At 46.5% G+C, this 16,057-nt stretch carries 18 protein-coding genes; 14 read left to right on the top strand and 4 right to left on the bottom strand.

The window, feature by feature from the left end; all coding sequences use genetic code 11:
* Positions 1 to 107 precede the first annotated feature (107 nt).
* The 3 genes from AC4E8B_RS22885 to AC4E8B_RS22875 all read left to right on the top strand — a co-directional run bounded on the left by AC4E8B_RS22885 (position 108) and on the right by AC4E8B_RS22875 (position 2,432).
* Entirely contained in the window at positions 108 to 290 is a 183-nt protein-coding gene (locus AC4E8B_RS22885) for a hypothetical protein (protein WP_490215792.1), read from the top strand.
* Positions 291 to 418: 128 nt separating this feature from the next.
* A complete protein-coding gene (locus tag AC4E8B_RS22880) occupies positions 419 to 721 on the top strand; it encodes a DUF4212 domain-containing protein (RefSeq protein ID WP_490215791.1) in 303 nt (100 codons plus the stop codon).
* A 40-nt stretch (positions 722 to 761) separates the two neighbouring features.
* Positions 762 to 2,432, top strand: a complete 1,671-nt coding sequence (locus tag AC4E8B_RS22875; RefSeq protein ID WP_490215790.1) for a sodium:solute symporter family protein — start codon at positions 762 to 764, stop codon at positions 2,430 to 2,432.
* A 91-nt stretch (positions 2,433 to 2,523) separates the two neighbouring features.
* Here AC4E8B_RS22875 and AC4E8B_RS22870 read toward each other — a convergent pair whose 3' ends face one another.
* A complete protein-coding gene (locus AC4E8B_RS22870; protein ID WP_490215789.1) occupies positions 2,524 to 3,192 on the bottom strand; it encodes a LysM peptidoglycan-binding domain-containing protein in 669 nt (222 codons plus the stop codon).
* A gap of 733 nt (positions 3,193 to 3,925) precedes the next feature.
* On the opposite strand from AC4E8B_RS22870, the gene spoIIID reads away from it, so the two are divergent.
* Positions 3,926 to 4,198: a sporulation transcriptional regulator SpoIIID gene (gene spoIIID / locus AC4E8B_RS22865; protein WP_009792667.1), complete on the top strand. Its 273-nt coding sequence runs from the start codon at positions 3,926 to 3,928 to the stop codon at positions 4,196 to 4,198.
* A 441-nt stretch (positions 4,199 to 4,639) separates the two neighbouring features.
* Entirely contained in the window at positions 4,640 to 5,641 is a 1,002-nt protein-coding gene (locus AC4E8B_RS22860; RefSeq protein WP_009792669.1) for a rod shape-determining protein, read from the top strand.
* A gap of 202 nt (positions 5,642 to 5,843) precedes the next feature.
* Here the strand turns inward: AC4E8B_RS22860 and AC4E8B_RS22855 are convergent, their stop codons facing one another.
* Entirely contained in the window at positions 5,844 to 6,167 is a 324-nt protein-coding gene (locus AC4E8B_RS22855; RefSeq protein ID WP_490215788.1) for a hypothetical protein, read from the bottom strand.
* 159 nt (positions 6,168 to 6,326) lie between these two features.
* Between AC4E8B_RS22855 and AC4E8B_RS22850 the strand changes: the two genes are divergently transcribed.
* The 5 genes from AC4E8B_RS22850 (at position 6,327) to AC4E8B_RS22830 (ending at position 9,428) form a co-directional block, all read left to right on the top strand.
* Positions 6,327 to 7,166 (top strand): flagellar hook-basal body protein, encoded by an 840-nt coding sequence (locus tag AC4E8B_RS22850; protein WP_490215786.1) that lies wholly within the window; start codon positions 6,327 to 6,329, stop codon positions 7,164 to 7,166.
* 49 nt (positions 7,167 to 7,215) lie between these two features.
* Positions 7,216 to 8,040 carry a flagellar hook-basal body protein gene (locus AC4E8B_RS22845; protein ID WP_490215785.1) on the top strand — a complete coding sequence of 275 codons (825 nt, stop codon included), beginning with the start codon at positions 7,216 to 7,218 and terminating at the stop codon, positions 8,038 to 8,040.
* Between the two features lie 15 nt (positions 8,041 to 8,055).
* Positions 8,056 to 8,322 (top strand): DNA-directed RNA polymerase subunit beta, encoded by a 267-nt coding sequence (locus AC4E8B_RS22840; RefSeq protein ID WP_490215783.1) that lies wholly within the window; start codon positions 8,056 to 8,058, stop codon positions 8,320 to 8,322.
* Positions 8,323 to 8,420: 98 nt separating this feature from the next.
* Positions 8,421 to 8,855 carry a 3-hydroxyacyl-ACP dehydratase FabZ gene (gene fabZ, locus AC4E8B_RS22835; protein ID WP_490215782.1) on the top strand — a complete coding sequence of 145 codons (435 nt, stop codon included), beginning with the start codon at positions 8,421 to 8,423 and terminating at the stop codon, positions 8,853 to 8,855.
* A gap of 240 nt (positions 8,856 to 9,095) precedes the next feature.
* A complete protein-coding gene (locus AC4E8B_RS22830; protein WP_490215781.1) occupies positions 9,096 to 9,428 on the top strand; it encodes a hypothetical protein in 333 nt (110 codons plus the stop codon).
* Positions 9,429 to 9,497: 69 nt separating this feature from the next.
* Here the strand turns inward: AC4E8B_RS22830 and AC4E8B_RS22825 are convergent, their stop codons facing one another.
* The gene (locus tag AC4E8B_RS22825) at positions 9,498 to 9,929 is read right to left on the bottom strand and encodes a YwpF-like family protein (RefSeq protein WP_490215780.1); all 432 of its coding nucleotides are present in this window, start codon (positions 9,927 to 9,929) and stop codon (positions 9,498 to 9,500) included.
* Between the two features lie 265 nt (positions 9,930 to 10,194).
* Here AC4E8B_RS22825 and ssb point away from each other — a divergent pair, with 265 nt between their 5' ends.
* The 3 genes from ssb to AC4E8B_RS22810 all read left to right on the top strand — a co-directional run bounded on the left by ssb (position 10,195) and on the right by AC4E8B_RS22810 (position 14,897).
* Entirely contained in the window at positions 10,195 to 10,551 is a 357-nt protein-coding gene (ssb, locus tag AC4E8B_RS22820; protein ID WP_490215778.1) for a single-stranded DNA-binding protein, read from the top strand.
* Entirely contained in the window at positions 10,548 to 10,718 is a 171-nt protein-coding gene (locus AC4E8B_RS22815) for a hypothetical protein (protein WP_490215776.1), read from the top strand. Before ssb ends, AC4E8B_RS22815 begins: the two co-directional genes overlap by 4 nt.
* A 276-nt stretch (positions 10,719 to 10,994) precedes the next feature.
* Positions 10,995 to 14,897, top strand: a complete 3,903-nt coding sequence (locus tag AC4E8B_RS22810; RefSeq protein ID WP_490215774.1) for a S8 family serine peptidase — start codon at positions 10,995 to 10,997, stop codon at positions 14,895 to 14,897.
* Positions 14,898 to 15,035: 138 nt separating this feature from the next.
* On the opposite strand, the gene AC4E8B_RS22805 is transcribed toward AC4E8B_RS22810, so the two are convergent.
* Complete coding sequence (locus AC4E8B_RS22805; RefSeq protein ID WP_490215773.1) at positions 15,036 to 15,446, bottom strand: helix-turn-helix domain-containing protein; 411 nt, start codon at positions 15,444 to 15,446, stop codon at positions 15,036 to 15,038.
* A 193-nt stretch (positions 15,447 to 15,639) separates the two neighbouring features.
* Here AC4E8B_RS22805 and AC4E8B_RS22800 point away from each other — a divergent pair, with 193 nt between their 5' ends.
* Complete coding sequence (locus AC4E8B_RS22800) at positions 15,640 to 16,056, top strand: hypothetical protein (protein ID WP_490215772.1); 417 nt, start codon at positions 15,640 to 15,642, stop codon at positions 16,054 to 16,056.
* Position 16,057 lies beyond the last annotated feature (1 nt).

Raw genomic sequence — 16,057 nt, 5'->3', positions numbered from 1 at the left:
ATATGTCTGTGGAAATATCTTGACCCTGAGAGAGTTTCAAGTGATAATATAGTTAAAATTTTCATAAAATTTAGTCTATTATTTCAACTGCATTGGGGGGGAACTACTTGCCGACTCTTATTATTGTGCTTCTATTGACAGCATTCTGCCTCTTTCTTGCGCTGCGCCAGAAAAAGACCATCTTCCTTGCGATTCCTTTTCTGGGGATATTCGTTTACTTCCTCGTCCAAATCATCCTGGTCCCTGTGCCTTTTCTCGATACCATCAAGTTCATCTTCAGCCTCAGCTGATCCGGATCTGCCGCCTTTTACAGCGGCGGGCCGATTAGAATATAACTCTTTAATAAGGAGGGAATTGACCTAGTAAATGAATACGCTTCCAAATGAGAGGAAATCCATTAATTGCGAGGTGCAAAAGGTTGAAAAAAATTGATAAGGCAGCTGCAGACAGTTATTTTCGCGAAAAAACGAGAAACATGATCATCTATTTTGCTATCTGGTTCATCGTTTCCTACGGGGTAGTGCTATTCGCGGAGCCGCTAAGCGGAATTACGATCAACGGATTCCCGTTCCACTATTTCATGGGCGCGCAGGGGGCAGTCATAACGTTTATCATTCTTTTATTTGTGAATGCGAAGCTCAGCGATGCCATTGACCGCAAATATGGGATTGATGAGGATAAAAATGAACAGATCAGCACAGGGAAGGTGCTGGACCACTAGAATGCTTGCGTGAGGATAGAAACCTTTTAAGGGGGATTACATGGATACACAGTTTTTGGTCTCATTATCAATTATTCTGGCTACATTTGCGCTGTATATCGGCATTGCTGTCTATAATAAGGCGCGTGCAACCTCGGATTTCTATGTGGCAGGGCGGGGGGTCCCGCCGATTTTCAATGGGATGGCAATCGGCGCCGACTGGATGAGTGCAGCTTCCTTCATCGGGATGGCCGGGACGATCATGCTGCTCGGCTACGACGGCCTTGCCTATATTATGGGCTGGACGGGCGGCTACCTGCTCTTGACATTCCTATTGGCGCCGCAGCTGCGCAAGTACGGCCGCTATACTGTTCCGGAGTTCATCGGCGACCGCTATAACAGCCATACAGCGAGGGTCATTGCCGCCATCTGTACAATCGTCATTTCATTTACTTATTCCATCGGCCAGCTGTCAGGATCGGGCGTGGTAATCGGGCGCTTATTTGAGATCGATGCCAAGCTCGGGACCATGATCGGGGTTGTGTTGATCGCCTTTTATGCGGCTTTCGGCGGGATGAAGGGAATCACCTGGACACAGGTGGCACAGTATGTCATTTTAATTATTGCCTACCTGATTCCGGTCATTTTCATGTCTCTGCAGCTTACCAATAATCCGCTTCCCTGGATTTCTTACGGGGAGCTCGTCGGCAAGATGGGTGAACTTGATAGGGAGCTCGGGATCTCTGAATACTTCGCGCCGTTTACGAACGGCACTAAATGGCAGTTCCTTGCGCTTATGTTCACACTGATGGCAGGGACGGCAGGACTGCCTCACGTCATTGTCCGCTTCTATACGGTTTCTACGATGAAGGCTGCCCGCTGGTCAGGGGCCTGGGCCTTGCTTTTCATCGGATTGCTGTATCTTTCTGCACCGGCTTATGCTGCTTTCTCCCGGTTCATCCTGATGACAAAGGTTGCCGGCAGCAGTATCAGCGAGCTTCCGGCCTGGACCAAAACATGGGTTGATACAGGAAAGCTGCAGCTCGCTGATGGGAATGGAGACGGCATCCTGCAGTGGAGTGAACTGATCATCTCCAATGATATTGTCGTCATGGCAACACCGGAGATTGCGAATCTCGGCGTGTTCGTCATCGGCCTTGTTGCAGCCGGCGCCATGGCAGCCGCCCTGTCAACGGCTGGCGGGCTGATGATCGCCATTTCGTCTTCATTTGCACATGATATTTTCTATCGGGTCTGGAAGCCAAATTCTACTGAAAAAACAAGGCTTAGCGTTGCCCGCTGGTCCATCGTCGTCGCGACGCTTCTGGCAGGCCTGATCGCCTTGAATCCGCCGGGAGCCATTACCCAGATTGTCGCATGGGCATTCGCTCTTGCTACAGGAACCTTCTTCCCGGCACTCGTTCTTGGCGTCTGGTGGAAGCGGTCCAATGCAAAAGGGGTCATCTCCGGCCTACTTGTCGGTCTGGGCGTGACCCTGGCATATATCTTTGCCGCAAAATACGGCGGCTTCACAATACTGGGCATTATCGATACAGGAGCGGGCGTCTTTGGGGCAGCAGCGGCCTTCCTGACCAATATCATAGTATCGAAGGCCACCGAGGCTCCATCCAGGAAAATTCAGGAGGAAGTAATCAATCTGCGCTATCCTGAACAGATGATCTATAAAGATGGGGAAGTGTGGTTGGATGAGGGGAATTCCAAATCCGTTTAACAGCTCTCCTGATAAGGCTGTGCGGCTCTCTTTTTCACAAAAGAGACTGTACGGCTTTTTTTGCGGCTATCGACAAATTTCTCGGGAAATATTATTTCTTCATAGAAACAAGAGCACCGTCTTTATATGAAATCTTTACTTTTTGGCCGGAGAGCTTCTGATAGTCCGTGGCAGTTCCATAAGCCACTTTTAATGCCACATATCCGTCCTCTAACTTGAATTCCACAGTAAAGTTATCAGCTGCGCCAACCACTTGTGCATCTACATAAGGAGTCTCCACATGGATGATCAGTTTCTGGCCGATCAGGAGGAAATTGCTGTTCAGACCATTCAGCCTTTTGATCGTCTCTATCGGGGTCTGGAAGCGTCGGGACAATTCCCAAAGACTGTCTCCTGCCTGTACAGTGTAGACGGAAATGTCTGCAGGTGTTTCCTGGTCAGGTGCCGGTGGTTCTGCCATCCTGTCTGCTTCAGGTATCTCCAATTGCTGTCCTGGAAAAATAAGATTGCCGGTAAGATTATTCGCTGTTTTCAGCTCGGAAACAGAAACGTCATAGGTTTTTGAGATTTTATAAAGAGAATCGCCTTTCTTCACGCTGTATACCGTTTGTGCTTCAGCCTGTGCATGGCCTGTGCCAGCTGCCAAAACCGAGGACAGAGTGAATGCCGCTGACAGGGAAATGGCTGCAGCCTTCTTCTTGCCTTTTTGCCTGCTTGCTTCTATACGTTCCTTTCTTGTCATCGTAATAGTATGTTCCATAGAACAACCCGCCTTTTTATAAGTAGTTGGATAAAGTTGGATGTAAAACCAAATTTATGAACACTGAGCCAGAGTTCATTTTATGGTAATCAATACCCTCCGGCAATAGGGATAAACTCATGAAAAAAAACGAGGGCGATCCTGCTGTAAGAACCATTCTTTTTTCTGTTAAGGAGGACTTATGCCCAGTGTCCGGCATGTCATTTTCAAAAATATAGAGCGAAACGATTATGGATTTCCCTATTAAAAGGAGTAAATGAAAAAAAAGATAGTAAATGCCCATAGGGCAGAATAGCCTAGAAATTTGTCGGGGATTGTCGAAAATTGGTTATTTCGTCCCTCATCACCTAGGGGACAAAGGAAGGGGGAAGCGGAATTCAATATCCAGAGTGAACTAGTAAGAGGGAGATGAATGTCCAATTTTTCAAATAATTTTCGGCAGGCCTTGTCCTTATTGCAGTAATCGTGCATATATTCTCAACCAAGCTAATAAAATGTTACAAACCTTACACAAAAGTGAGAGTATGAGGTGCAGAGTCGTTTTGAGACTTACAAATAGCAGGCCCAAAGGACATGATTATTCCCTGCAGTATTAGAGAGCACAGCTTTCTGCCGCAATCAATTGTTGATTCTACCAGCTGTTGTATCAGAATGTGCGGGATGGAGAACTTCTAAAAAGCGAAACGGATCTCATTTCACACTCCTCACATCCAATTTAGGGAGGGCGAGTGGTGTGCACGATTACATCAAAGAGAGAACTATCAAGATTGGAAAGTATATCGTGGAGACGAAGAAAACAGTTCGCGTGATTGCGAAGGAGTTTGGCGTATCCAAAAGTACAGTCCATAAAGATTTGACAGAAAGGCTTCCTGAAATCAATCCTGATCTCGCAAACGAAGTAAAGGAAATACTTGATTACCATAAATCGATCCGCCATCTGCGCGGGGGAGAAGCAACAAAGATGAAATATAAAAAAGAGGAACTGGAAGGCGAGCCTGTTCAGTAGGCTGTGGCAATGAATAAGAGAGAGGAAGAAAGCGCAGCCGACAGGATTTGTGCTTTTTTCTGCTTTTGCAATATTCAGCGACATATTTTGCGGGAATGCTACATAATTTTTACAAAATGTTTCTAGTTAAGGTTTGATTGTGATAAAATAAACAATTAGGATAGAACTTGGAAAAAATACTTTGCAGCTTCGTCAGCCGCCCGAACCTTTAATTGGAAAGGCTTCCTTAATGAGAGGATTTGCGGCGGTCCAGAGCTATTGCATAAAGGCCTCCTGAATTGTACCTGCTATGGCAGCTTCCGCCGGACAGCAGGATAGGTGCAGGGGGCATCCATAAAAATATGAAGCAGCGGCAACTGGCCAGCCAGGAAAAATCGTTAGTAACTTCATTCAGGAGCCGGAAGCCCGCGCTGGCTAAGTGCAGGGAGGAAAAAAAGTAAAATGTTTGCTAGAGATATTGGAATTGACCTGGGTACTGCCAATGTACTTATTCATGTAAAAGGCCGGGGAATTGTGTTGAATGAGCCGTCTGTAGTGGCGATCGACAGGAATAATAACAAAGTGCTGGCTGTCGGCGAAGAAGCGCGCCGCATGGTTGGGCGTACGCCCGGCAATATCGTCGCCATCCGCCCGCTGAAGGACGGCGTCATTGCCGACTTTGACGTGACTGAAGCTATGCTGAAGCATTTCATCAACAAATTGAATGTTAAAGGATTCTTATCCAAGCCCCGCATCCTGATCTGCTGTCCGACCAATATCACAAGCGTCGAGCAGAAAGCGATCAAGGAAGCTGCTGAAAAAAGCGGCGGCAAGAAGGTTTACCTTGAGGAAGAGCCGAAGGTGGCTGCAATCGGCGCCGGCATGGACATCTTCCAGCCAAGCGGCAACATGGTTGTCGACATCGGCGGAGGCACAACAGATGTAGCTGTCCTTTCAATGGGCGATATTGTTACATCTTCTTCCATCAAGATGGCCGGAGACAAATTCGATGCCGAAATCCTCAACTACATCAAGCGTGAGTACAAACTCCTGATTGGTGAGAGAACAGCAGAGAACATCAAAATAAATATTGCAACTGTATTCCCGGATAGCAGGGATGAAGAAATCGACATCCGCGGCCGTGACATGGTATCAGGGCTGCCAAGGACCATTACTGTGCGCTCAGGCGAAATCGAGCAGGCTCTCCGCGAGTCTGTTGCAGTCATCGTCCAGGCTGCTAAAACAGTCCTTGAAAGGACGCCACCTGAGCTTTCTGCCGACATCATCGACCGCGGCGTCATCCTTACTGGAGGCGGAGCGCTTCTGCATGGCATCGACATGCTGCTGGCCGAAGAACTTAAAGTGCCGGTCCTCGTCGCCGAAAATCCAATGGACTGCGTTGCCATCGGAACCGGAATCATGCTTGATAATATCGATAAGCTTCCTAAGAGAAGATTAGGTTAATGGAAAAAGCGTGCGGGGGTCCGTACGCTTTTTTTATTTGGGTTTGGATAGCAGGCTGCAGATGAAAATGATCAGACCGGGCCTTCGGGGTGGTTCTGTGACTCTGAATTGCTGCATTCTACTGGAACATGAACATTAATTAAGTGTTTTTTGGGGAAATGTCCTTAAATTGGAGAGACTGCAGTATATTTTTTGAGGTGGTTCACCCAAATTTTGAAGAAATCATGCCAAAATTCCAGATAATCATTCCTGGCGTCTTCATAATCATGCCGGCTTCGGCCATAATCATTCCGGATTTGCGGATAATCATGCCGGTTTCGGCAATAATCATTCCCAATCCGCCAATAATCATGCCGGCTTCAGCAACAATCACTCCTAAATCCATATATTTACAAACTAACCTCCCTAAACCCGGCATCTGGCCACCATAAATAAAATAACCCATCTCCCCACAAGCTACCGCCAACACTGCTCCCCCTTCCTCTAAAATTGCTCCCCCCTCCAAAATCCAGCCTTTAAACCGCAAAATCCGCTGTTTTTTTCACATATTGACACTTTTCTGCAAAAATCTGCTGTTTATTGGGCGGTTTTTTTTTATAATAGAAAGTAACGCATAATGATTATATGTCCCTTTTGATGGTGAAATGATGTCCGGTCTTTACCGGTCAATATATAGAGGTGGAACATGTTTAGAGGGTTTTATACAGTGGCTTCCGGAATGCTGTCACAGCAGCGCAGGACGGAAATGCTGACAAATAATATGGCAAACAGTAATACTCCGGGCTTTAAGGCAGATCAATCCTCGATGAGGGCATTTCCGGAAATGCTCCTCCAAAGTGCGGGGCAGCTGGAAATCCCTGTTCAGAACAGGCTTAAGCTGCCGTTGAACAAGGAAATCGGCAGCATCAACACGGGTGTTTATATGCAGGAGAACACACCTAACTTCCTTCAGGGAGATCTGAGGGAGACCGGGCAGAATACAGACCTTGCCCTTGTGGACGTGAACATGCCGGAGAATGGGGAAACAGGGATCAGCGCTTCTGTATTTTTCAAGGTGTCAGGAGCGGACGGCGAGCCGCGATATACACGCAACGGCGACTTTACGCTTGATGGGGAAGGCTTTCTGACAACTGCTTCCGGTATGTATGTTTTGGACGGGCAGGACAACCGCATCCAGCTGGAAAGCGACCGCTTCACTGTTACCAGCGCAGGTATAATCACAGGCGAAAACGGCGAAACAGCACAGCTTGGATTCGGCTTCTCGGAAAATCCGTCAGAGCTGATCAAAGAAGGCGATGGCCTGTTCCGGACAGAAGATGGAGCGCCGCTTGCAGAGGCAGCAGATAATCCTGAAGCCGGCTTCACCCTGCAGCAGGGCTTCCTGGAGTCCTCAAATGTGGATGCAAGCAGGACGATGACCGATATGATGACAGCCTACCGGGCGTTTGAAGCGAACCAGAAGGTATTGCAGGCTTATGACCGCAGCATGGAAAAACTGGCGAATGAGGTCGGCCGCATCGGATGATGGCCGCCAGCGGCTCTCCGAATAACAGCAGCCCGATGAGGGGGATATTATGAGCAGAATGATGATTACAGCCAGCAACACGCTGGCCCAGCTGCAAAAGCAGATGGATATAACAAGCCACAATATGGCGAATGTCGATACAACCGGCTACAAGCGCAGGGAAGCAACATTCACAGACCTGCTTGTGCAGCAGTTTGCCAATCAGCCTAACTCAGCAGATGAAAACAGGCTGACGCCGAACGGGCTGAGGCAGGGGACCGGGGCGATGCTGGCCCAGTCGCAGATCGTGATGGCGCAGGGCAGCATAAAAACAACCGACCGCCAGCTTGACACGGCTTTTACAAAAGAAAACCAGCTTTATAAAGTCCTTGTCCAGACAGAGGCAGGCTCAGAGATTCAATATACACGGGATGGGGCGTTCTATCTGACGCCGGTATCCGATACAGAGAGCATGCTTGTCACCAGCGCCGGCAACGCGGTCCTGGATGAGAACGATAATCCGATTTACATCAATGGCCTGCCCGGTGAATTCGCCATTTCAGAAAATGGGCTGCTGACAGCAAAAGACAGCACCGGCATGGAACAGGAGTTCAGCCTGGGCATTGTCAGGGTCAACAAGCCCCAGTTCCTGCAGCAGCAGGGAGGCAATCTGCTGGCAATGGCCGCCGGCGCGGATGCAATCGATGTTTTGACGGATCTGACTGGCGCACTTCGCGGCGAAGCAGGTGTCCAGCAAAGGGCGCTTGAGCAATCGAATGTGAATATGCAAAAAGAAATGACTGATCTTATTACCGTACAGCGTGCCTATCAGTTCCAGTCACGGGCCATTTCAATGGCGGACCAAATGATGGGGCTTGTAAACGGGATCAGGTAAAGGGGATTAAAATCGATGCTAGTGAAGAAAAACCAGGAAGCGGCCAACACGCGTGAACAAAAGAAAAAGCTAAAAGCGGAAGAAAAAGCGGCCGGCAAACGGATCATCCGCATACGCCTTGTCCCGATCTGGCTTCGAGTCATCATTGTGCTGATTTTAATTGCCGGAAGCCTCATCCTCGGAGCATTTGTGGGCTACAGTGTAATGGGCGGCGGCAAAGCATCCGATATTTTTGAAAAATCGACCTGGATGCATATCAAGGATCTGGTTGAAAAAGAATAAATTTTTGCCGGGAAGGGGGTTTGCCCTTCCTTTTTTATGTTCATTTACAGTACAATAAGATATAGATGATACCTATTATTAGTAGGAGGTACTAAATTATGATGGATATAGAGCAAATCAAAGCAATCATCCCCCACCGCTATCCTTTCCTGCTCGTGGACCGCATCCTCGAGGTAGAAGAGGCGCAAAGGGCGATCGGAATCAAAAATGTGACGGCGAATGAAGAATTCTTCAACGGGCATTTCCCGGACTATCCGGTTATGCCAGGCGTGCTGATTGTTGAAGCCTTGGCGCAGGTCGGTGCCGTGGCCATGCTCAAAAAAGAAGAAAACCGCGGGCGTCTCGCTTTTTTTGCAGGCATTGACAACTGCCGCTTTAAAAGGCAGGTCAAGCCGGGCGACCAGCTCCGCCTTGAAGTTGAAATGACACGTGTCAGAGGAGCTATCGGAAAAGGGAAAGGCACGGCAACCGTAGATGGAGAACTCGTCTGTGAAGCGGAGCTGACATTTGCCCTTGGTGATAAGCAGGAATAAATTTTGGAGGATGTCCGGGGTGCCGGGCATTCTTTTTTAATATCCCGCAAAAACAAACTAACACGTTTAGCTATTCCCATATACGTGTATGTATATAATATCCTGGCCAGCAGGTGACAACTTGCATATAAAAATCCCCCTAAAATAATTTTTTATATGCAAGTTGTTTCTTTTTTTGGACATCCTATGAAAAGACCAAGGTCGATAAACTATACACAACCAGAAGGGAGCTTTTTACTTATGAAGAAAAGGCTTTTAACACTAATTGGCGGATCGGTTCTTTCAGCAATGGTTTTGGCAGGCTGCAATAATGACCAGGAGCCGCCTCCGGAAGACGACAACACGCCTGTAGAAGAAGGCGACATGAATGGCGAAAACGGCGACATGAACGGCAATAACGAAGACAATGGCAACATCAGCGAAGATGACAACGGTGTTATCGACGATAATGGCGAAAACGGCGACATGAACACAGACGAAGATAAAGACATGATGGAAGATAATAATGATCCTGGTGAAGATACAATTGAAGACGATCTTGACATGCAGGATGATGATAATAAAGATAAATAATGAGTGAGGAGAGCAGGGGGAACCTGCTCTTTTTTATGCAGAAAAAAGGAAGCCCTTTTCAGGAGCTTCCTATTTCTTTGCGGCGGCCAGTCTTGGCTTGCTCTTCATTTTCTGCTTAAATTCAATGACCAGCGCCTCTCCAGCCAATCCTTGCTGCACAAGATCATCAAGAAGCAGCTCAGCATAATCGCTTTTTGTTCTTCTTAAACTTCCTTCAAGAAGGATGCTGATATGGTTCTCCAATTCTTTCACAGAAGAAACTTTAGTGATAAAGGCAGCCGGATCATTCTCTTTTTTTGTAATAACAGCCTGGACGGTCAATTCTCTATTCTCTTCTTTGGCGGCTTTGAAGTAATCAAGATATGTTTTATCGATATAAGCTTCAATCAGCCAGTTGCTTAGATCATCCTCTTTATTGATGATTAAGCCATCATCAAGTGTAACATCCTTCAAGCCCTCTTCTTCGACAATCTGCAGGGAGATCAACTTAAATGTCTTCATTATCATTGCCTCCGTTCTGGTTTATAGTTCTTGCTAAAATTATAGCACAGCACTCTTTGAAAGCGAATTTTGGCATTGTCGAAAAATAATGGCGGAGGTACCTAAAATTCAATTTTATATAACTGAAATGGCACAGAAATTTAAATTCAGCAGCCTAAAAGAGCCTTCGTCCGGCAAAAGTGCCGCACAAACACCGGTTTCCGCTCTTTTACCATTTCCTGAACAGCCTGTAATATAAAATTATCAAGAAGAGAGGAGATGAGAAATGATCAATCAAGTGATTCTGGTAGGAAGGCTGACAAAAAATCCGGAGCTGAAAATTACCCCGGCTGGAACATCGGTTGTAAATGTCACAGTGGCCGTCAACAGGCAATTCAAGAACCAGAAGGGAGAAATAGAGGCTGATTTTGTCCAATGCACATTATGGGAAAAAACAGCCGAAAACACTGCCCAGTACTGCCAAAAAGGTTCCTTGATTGGCATAACAGGCCGGATTCAGACGAGGAACTACGAAAACCAGGAAGGAAAGCGGGTGTTTGTAACAGAGGTTATGGCCGAGTCGGTCCGCTTCCTTGAACCCAAACGGGACACTAACAGCCAAAAGGAGGCGGCAAAGGTTTGAGCAGGGAACAAAACCTGGAAGCACTCATAGAAATGCTGATCAAAATGACCGGCAGGTCCAATGAAAAGATAGGCCGGCTGGAAAAAAGGATAGAGCAGCTTGAATTCATCCTCCGCAGTATGCCTCAAGAGAAACTTCAACTTCAAAAAATCCGCCGCATTCATTAGGTATCTCCTCTAAAACCGCGCAGCATCCACCTCAATAGATAAAATCAATGACTTCCTCAATTCCCCCTCTTTCCGGCGATATTCGCCGGATTTTTCTTTTTTGTATGAGTAATAGTGTCGGAATTTGTTTCGAGAGTCGAATAAATAAGCCTATAGGACTAGCATAAACCAAACACAATCGTGACTATTTCCCCTTAATATCCTTTTTTCCGATATGGTAACTTTATGTAGTATTAGAAAAATTCTGAATAAACTTACCGCTTAAGGGGGAAAAGCATGAAGTCGACTAAAAGGCTATTGGCTATTTTATCTTTATTTTTCTTAATGTTTTCAAGCTCGGTGTCTGCAGCAGCTGTGCCTGAAAAATCAAAGAGCACAAAAGGGGAGCAGAACCAAAAGACAATCCAGCAGATCAAAAAGGCTGAATTGGACAAGCAGTACAAAGACACTGACATTGTCCGTGTTATTGTAGAAATGAAATCGGAGCCTGCGATTCTTGTTGCACAAAAGCAGAACAAGCGCTATAAAGAGCTGCCTGATGCAACAAAAACACAGCTTAAGAACGAGAAACTGACTGAACAGCAGGCGGTTAAAAATAAAGCAAAGCAAAACCGGGTAAAGCTTATTGAGCATGAAAGCTTTACAACGGTTGTCAACGGCTTCAGCGCCGAAATGATGTACGGAGATATCGAAAAGGTTGAAGAACTGGCCGAAGTCTCCAATGTACAGGTAGTCAATGAGTATACCCGTCCTGAAGAACAGCCGGACATGGTATACAGCAAGGAGCTTGTCCAGGCACAGGAAGCCTGGAGAGAATACGGCTTCAAGGGAGAAGGCATGATTGTCGGTGTCATCGACACGGGTATGGACCCGAACCACCGCGATATGGTGCTTTCATCTGAAACGAAAGAAGAATTGACAAAATCCAAAGTCAATAAATTCGTGAAGAACAATGCACTTAAAGGAAAGTACTATACCGAAAAAGTGCCTTATGGCTACAACTATATGGATGAAAATAATACTATCGGCGACATCGGCCCTGATGCCTCTATGCACGGAATGCACGTTTCCGGTACAGTCGGCGCCAATGGCGATGAAGAAAACGGCGGGATCAAAGGGGTAGCCCCTGAAGCACAGATCCTGGCGCTGAAGGTATTCGGTAATGATCCGAATATGCCAAGCACATACAGTGATATCTATGTTAAAGCAATCGATGATGCCATCGTATTGGGGGCAGATGTCCTGAATATGAGCCTTGGCTCTACGGCAGGCTTTGTTTCTCCGGAAGACCAGGAGCAAAAAGCAGTTGAAAGAGCCGTAGACAACGGAATTCTTATGTCCATCTCTGCAGGGAACTCCGCCCACTTCGGAAATGGCTTTGCCAATCCTTTGGCATCGAACCCTGACGTAGGTGTTTCTGGTTCTCCTGGAGTTTCTTATGATTCAATGCAGGTGGCTTCAATAGAAAACGCTTATATGGACCTTGATGCAGTAAACTATTCATTCGGTTCGGAAAGCGGCAAGGCAGCATTCCTTTCTGCCGGAAGCGTCCACCCGAACAGTGTGGAAACAAAAACATTTGAAGTTGCCTACGGCGGTCTTGGCAAGCCGGAGGAACTAGGTAATGTAGCAGGCAAATATGCGCTCATCAAGCGCGGTGAGCTCGCATTTACTGTTAAAGCACTGAATGCCCAGGCAGCAGGTGCGGTCGGCGTCATCATTTACAACAATGCTGACGGCTATGTCAACATGCAGACAGAGCCTGCCATCAAAATCCCGCAGCTGTTCATGCTGAAACAGGATGGAGACAAGCTTCAAGCAGCCCTTGAAGCAGGCGAGAAGGTCACACTGACATTCAATGGAGAAAAAGTAAAATCAGCCAACCCGGAAGGCGGCAAAATGAGTGCCTTCACTTCGTGGGGTCTGACCCCGAACCTTGATTTCAAACCGGAAATCACGGCGCCGGGCGGGCAAATTTATTCTACACTGGAAAATAACAAGTACGGAATGATGAGCGGTACTTCCATGGCAGCACCACATGTTGCCGGCGGTTCTGCACTGATCCTTGAAAGAGTCGATAATGAATTTACAGTAGAAGGCTTTGATCGCGTCAATATGGCGAAAAACCTTATGATGAATACAGCGAAGCCGATCATTGATCAGGGAACTGTAAATGCGGCATTCGGCTGGGAGCTTCCTTACTCTCCGCGCCGCCAGGGTTCAGGAATCATGCAGCTGAACTCTGCCCTGCAGTCTCCGGTAATCGTAACCGAAGCATCAACGGATGAAGCTAAAGTGGCATTGAAAGAAGTAGGAAATACTTTCGAATTCACATTGAAAGCGAAAAACTACAGCAACAAGAAAGTGAAGTATGATGTGGCTGCCAATCTGCAGACAGACTTTGCAGCATATGGCGAGCTGGGCTGGGATCCAGACAGCCTTGAAGCACAGAAGATCCTTGACTCTTCCATCAAGGTGAACGGCCAGGATACAACCACTGTCAATATTCCGGCAAAAGGCATCGCGACTATCAAGGTATCTGTTGATGTGAGCAATGCAAAGGTAGTAGAGCCTTCAATCACTGGCGACTGGGAGATACCGGTAGCTATCGATGAAGTGTTCCCGAACGGCTACTTTGTTGAAGGATATGTAACACTGAAAGACCCTAATGATGTAAACGCCGAGCTTACAGTCCCTTATGTCGGTTTCAAAGGTGACTGGGACAAGGCACCGATCTTGGATGGGACAAAATATGATGAAAGCTCATTCTACGGAATGGCCGGAGCTGTATCAGAAAGCGCGGACAGCTATAACTACCTGGGCTACAACCCTGTAGAAGATGCATTCCAGAAAGAAGCCATTGCCATCTCTCCAAACGGGGACAAAGTACAGGATCAGATCATTCCTGTCCTGTCATTCCTGAGAAATGCCAAGAAGGCAGAATTCATCATCACAAATGAAAAAGGAAAAGAGCTTAGAAAGCTGCGCACGGAAACCAATCTCCGCAAGCATTATTATGACGGCGGAGCGGGTGCCAATTACACGCTGAATCCGGCATGGGGCTGGAATGGCCAGCTGAATAATGCTGTTGCTAAGGATGGCCAGTATTATTTCGAGATTAAGACAGTAGTAGATTTTGCGGGTGCTGAATGGCAGAGTGTCAAGATTCCTGTAAAAGTGGATACTGCTGCACCAAGCGTGAAAGCGAACTTAACAGAAAATAATACGGTTGTAAAAATTGAAGCAGCCGACAATGAAAAGGGATCCGGCTTGTCTTATCTTGATGTGCTTGTAAACGGAAAGACCGTTCTTTCTGAGCCGTTAAGCGCTGATACAGAAGAATTCGAACTGCCGGAAGCATTGGATGAGAAAGAAGAAGTTACAGTTGTCGCATATGATAACGCTGGAAATTCTGCCGAAGCAAAAGCTGAACTCGGCGAAAGCAGCAACGACAAAACCGTTCCATATGTATACCTGGACGAGCCTGCTGCACTTGAAGTCTATAATACTAATGATTTGAATGTTTCTGGTTCTATTAAAGAAGAATCAGAGATGAAGGAGTTCACAATCAACGGACAAGAGGTTGAGCTGACATACAATGAAGAGAAAGAACAGTATGAATTCACTTCAACCCTCCATTTCGAAGATGGTGTCCATTCTTTTGAAGTAAAAGCAACTGACGCTGCTGATAATACTATTTCCTTCAAGCGTACAGTGATGGTCGATGCAGCAGCTCCAGGAGTAGAAGTAACCGGGCTGCCGTCCAGCATGTATGTAAAGCACAACGCGAAGGACCCGGTTGTTAATGTGAAGGTAACAGACAATTTCGATGAGCTCCGCATTTCCCTTAATGGCAGCGAACTGTTCTACAATGAGTTCAAAGAGCCTTATGAAATGAGGAATATTGAGAAAGTCCTTAAGAAGGTAAAACTGAAGCTGAAGGACGGTCCAAACCAATTCGTCTTTGAGGCAGTTGACCTTGCAGGCAATAAAACAGCGAAAACCATTGATCTGTATAAGCTGCAAAAAGGCGAAAAGGAGCCTGATAAAGGAGAAACACCTGACAAAGGGGAAACTCCAGTTCCTGATAAGGGCAATCCTGTAAAACCTGATATTCCAGGACTGCCAGGCACGCCTGACACTCCTGTCAAGCCAGACCCGGGCAAAGAAGCAATATAAAGAATAAAGCCGGAATTCCCTTGCGGGGAGTTCCGGCTTTATCATTTGTGTAAAACAGTTAAATTGTGCATGAGGGCACGGGGAATCCGCTCAAAAAACAAAATTTGCCTCCCGCTAAAGAACGCTATATCAGCCTATTTAAGTCATTCTCCTAAACTTCTTATGCTCTTTAATGAGCGCTTTCAGAATCCCGGAAATATACTCATTTGTCCTGCTGTCCAGCGATGCCAGTTCAAGCAGTGCCTCTTTCAGGGAAGGAGTCTGTACGAGGAGCCTGCGGATCATTTCCAAGTCCAGATCATCAGGATTTTCCGCCAGTACATATGATGCAGTGGCATCCTTCAGCATTTCATCAAGTTCTCCAATCAGGTATTCTTTTTCTGCGCCGAAAATCTCTGCGAATTGAAGGACTGTCTGGTAGGGAGGTATGCTCTTGCCATTTTCATAACGGCTGATGGTAGAACGGTCTATCTTCATCAGATCAGCTACGTACTCTTGTTTCCAATTTCTCGCATCCCGCAATTCTTTCAGCTTATCTCCTAAGCTCATCTTGTCCACCCTCGTTTATCGCTTTTCTTTAATCTAACGAGAATCAGAAAAGAATAAGTTGTATGTGCAAATAGTTCACGTTAATTATCGTGAAAATAAAGCACATTCAGAAAAAAGATTAAAGGAAATTGAAGAAAGCTGTCGAAATTACAATTGGAAACAGATTCCAAAATAAAAGGAGTGCAAATTGTATATGGAGAAAAACCCGAAAAGGATGAAACACCAGCTTTATTTCCAAAGAACAGCTGCGAAGGAAATCAACCTTGATTTCAAGCCAGGCTTTTTTGACGCCCTTCAGCTGCTGAAGCCCTACCCATCAGCACACTTCTGCCAAATCCTCCTTGATCAATACACCTCACACCATATCTATTCCAAAATATATCAAAGTGATGTCCGGCTGATGCAATATGAAGACGAGCCGGACGGCCGGGTGAATCTCATCCGTGAAAACAGCTGCATCAGCTATAGCCTCTTATCGGGCTTTCTGTTAAAAACCAGCAGGAATAAAGTGTCATTTGCCATCAAGGTGCCTGACAGCCGGGTGAAAACTAAAGAAAAAAATCCGCTGCCGTCTCTTGCGGAATACAAAAGACAGAAGCGGACTCTATAAT

It is taken from the genome of Bacillus sp. SRL543 (genome assembly GCF_984799205.1).
The sequence above is the reverse complement of the archived record's forward strand: the minus strand, read 5'-3'. Positions and strand labels throughout refer to the sequence as shown.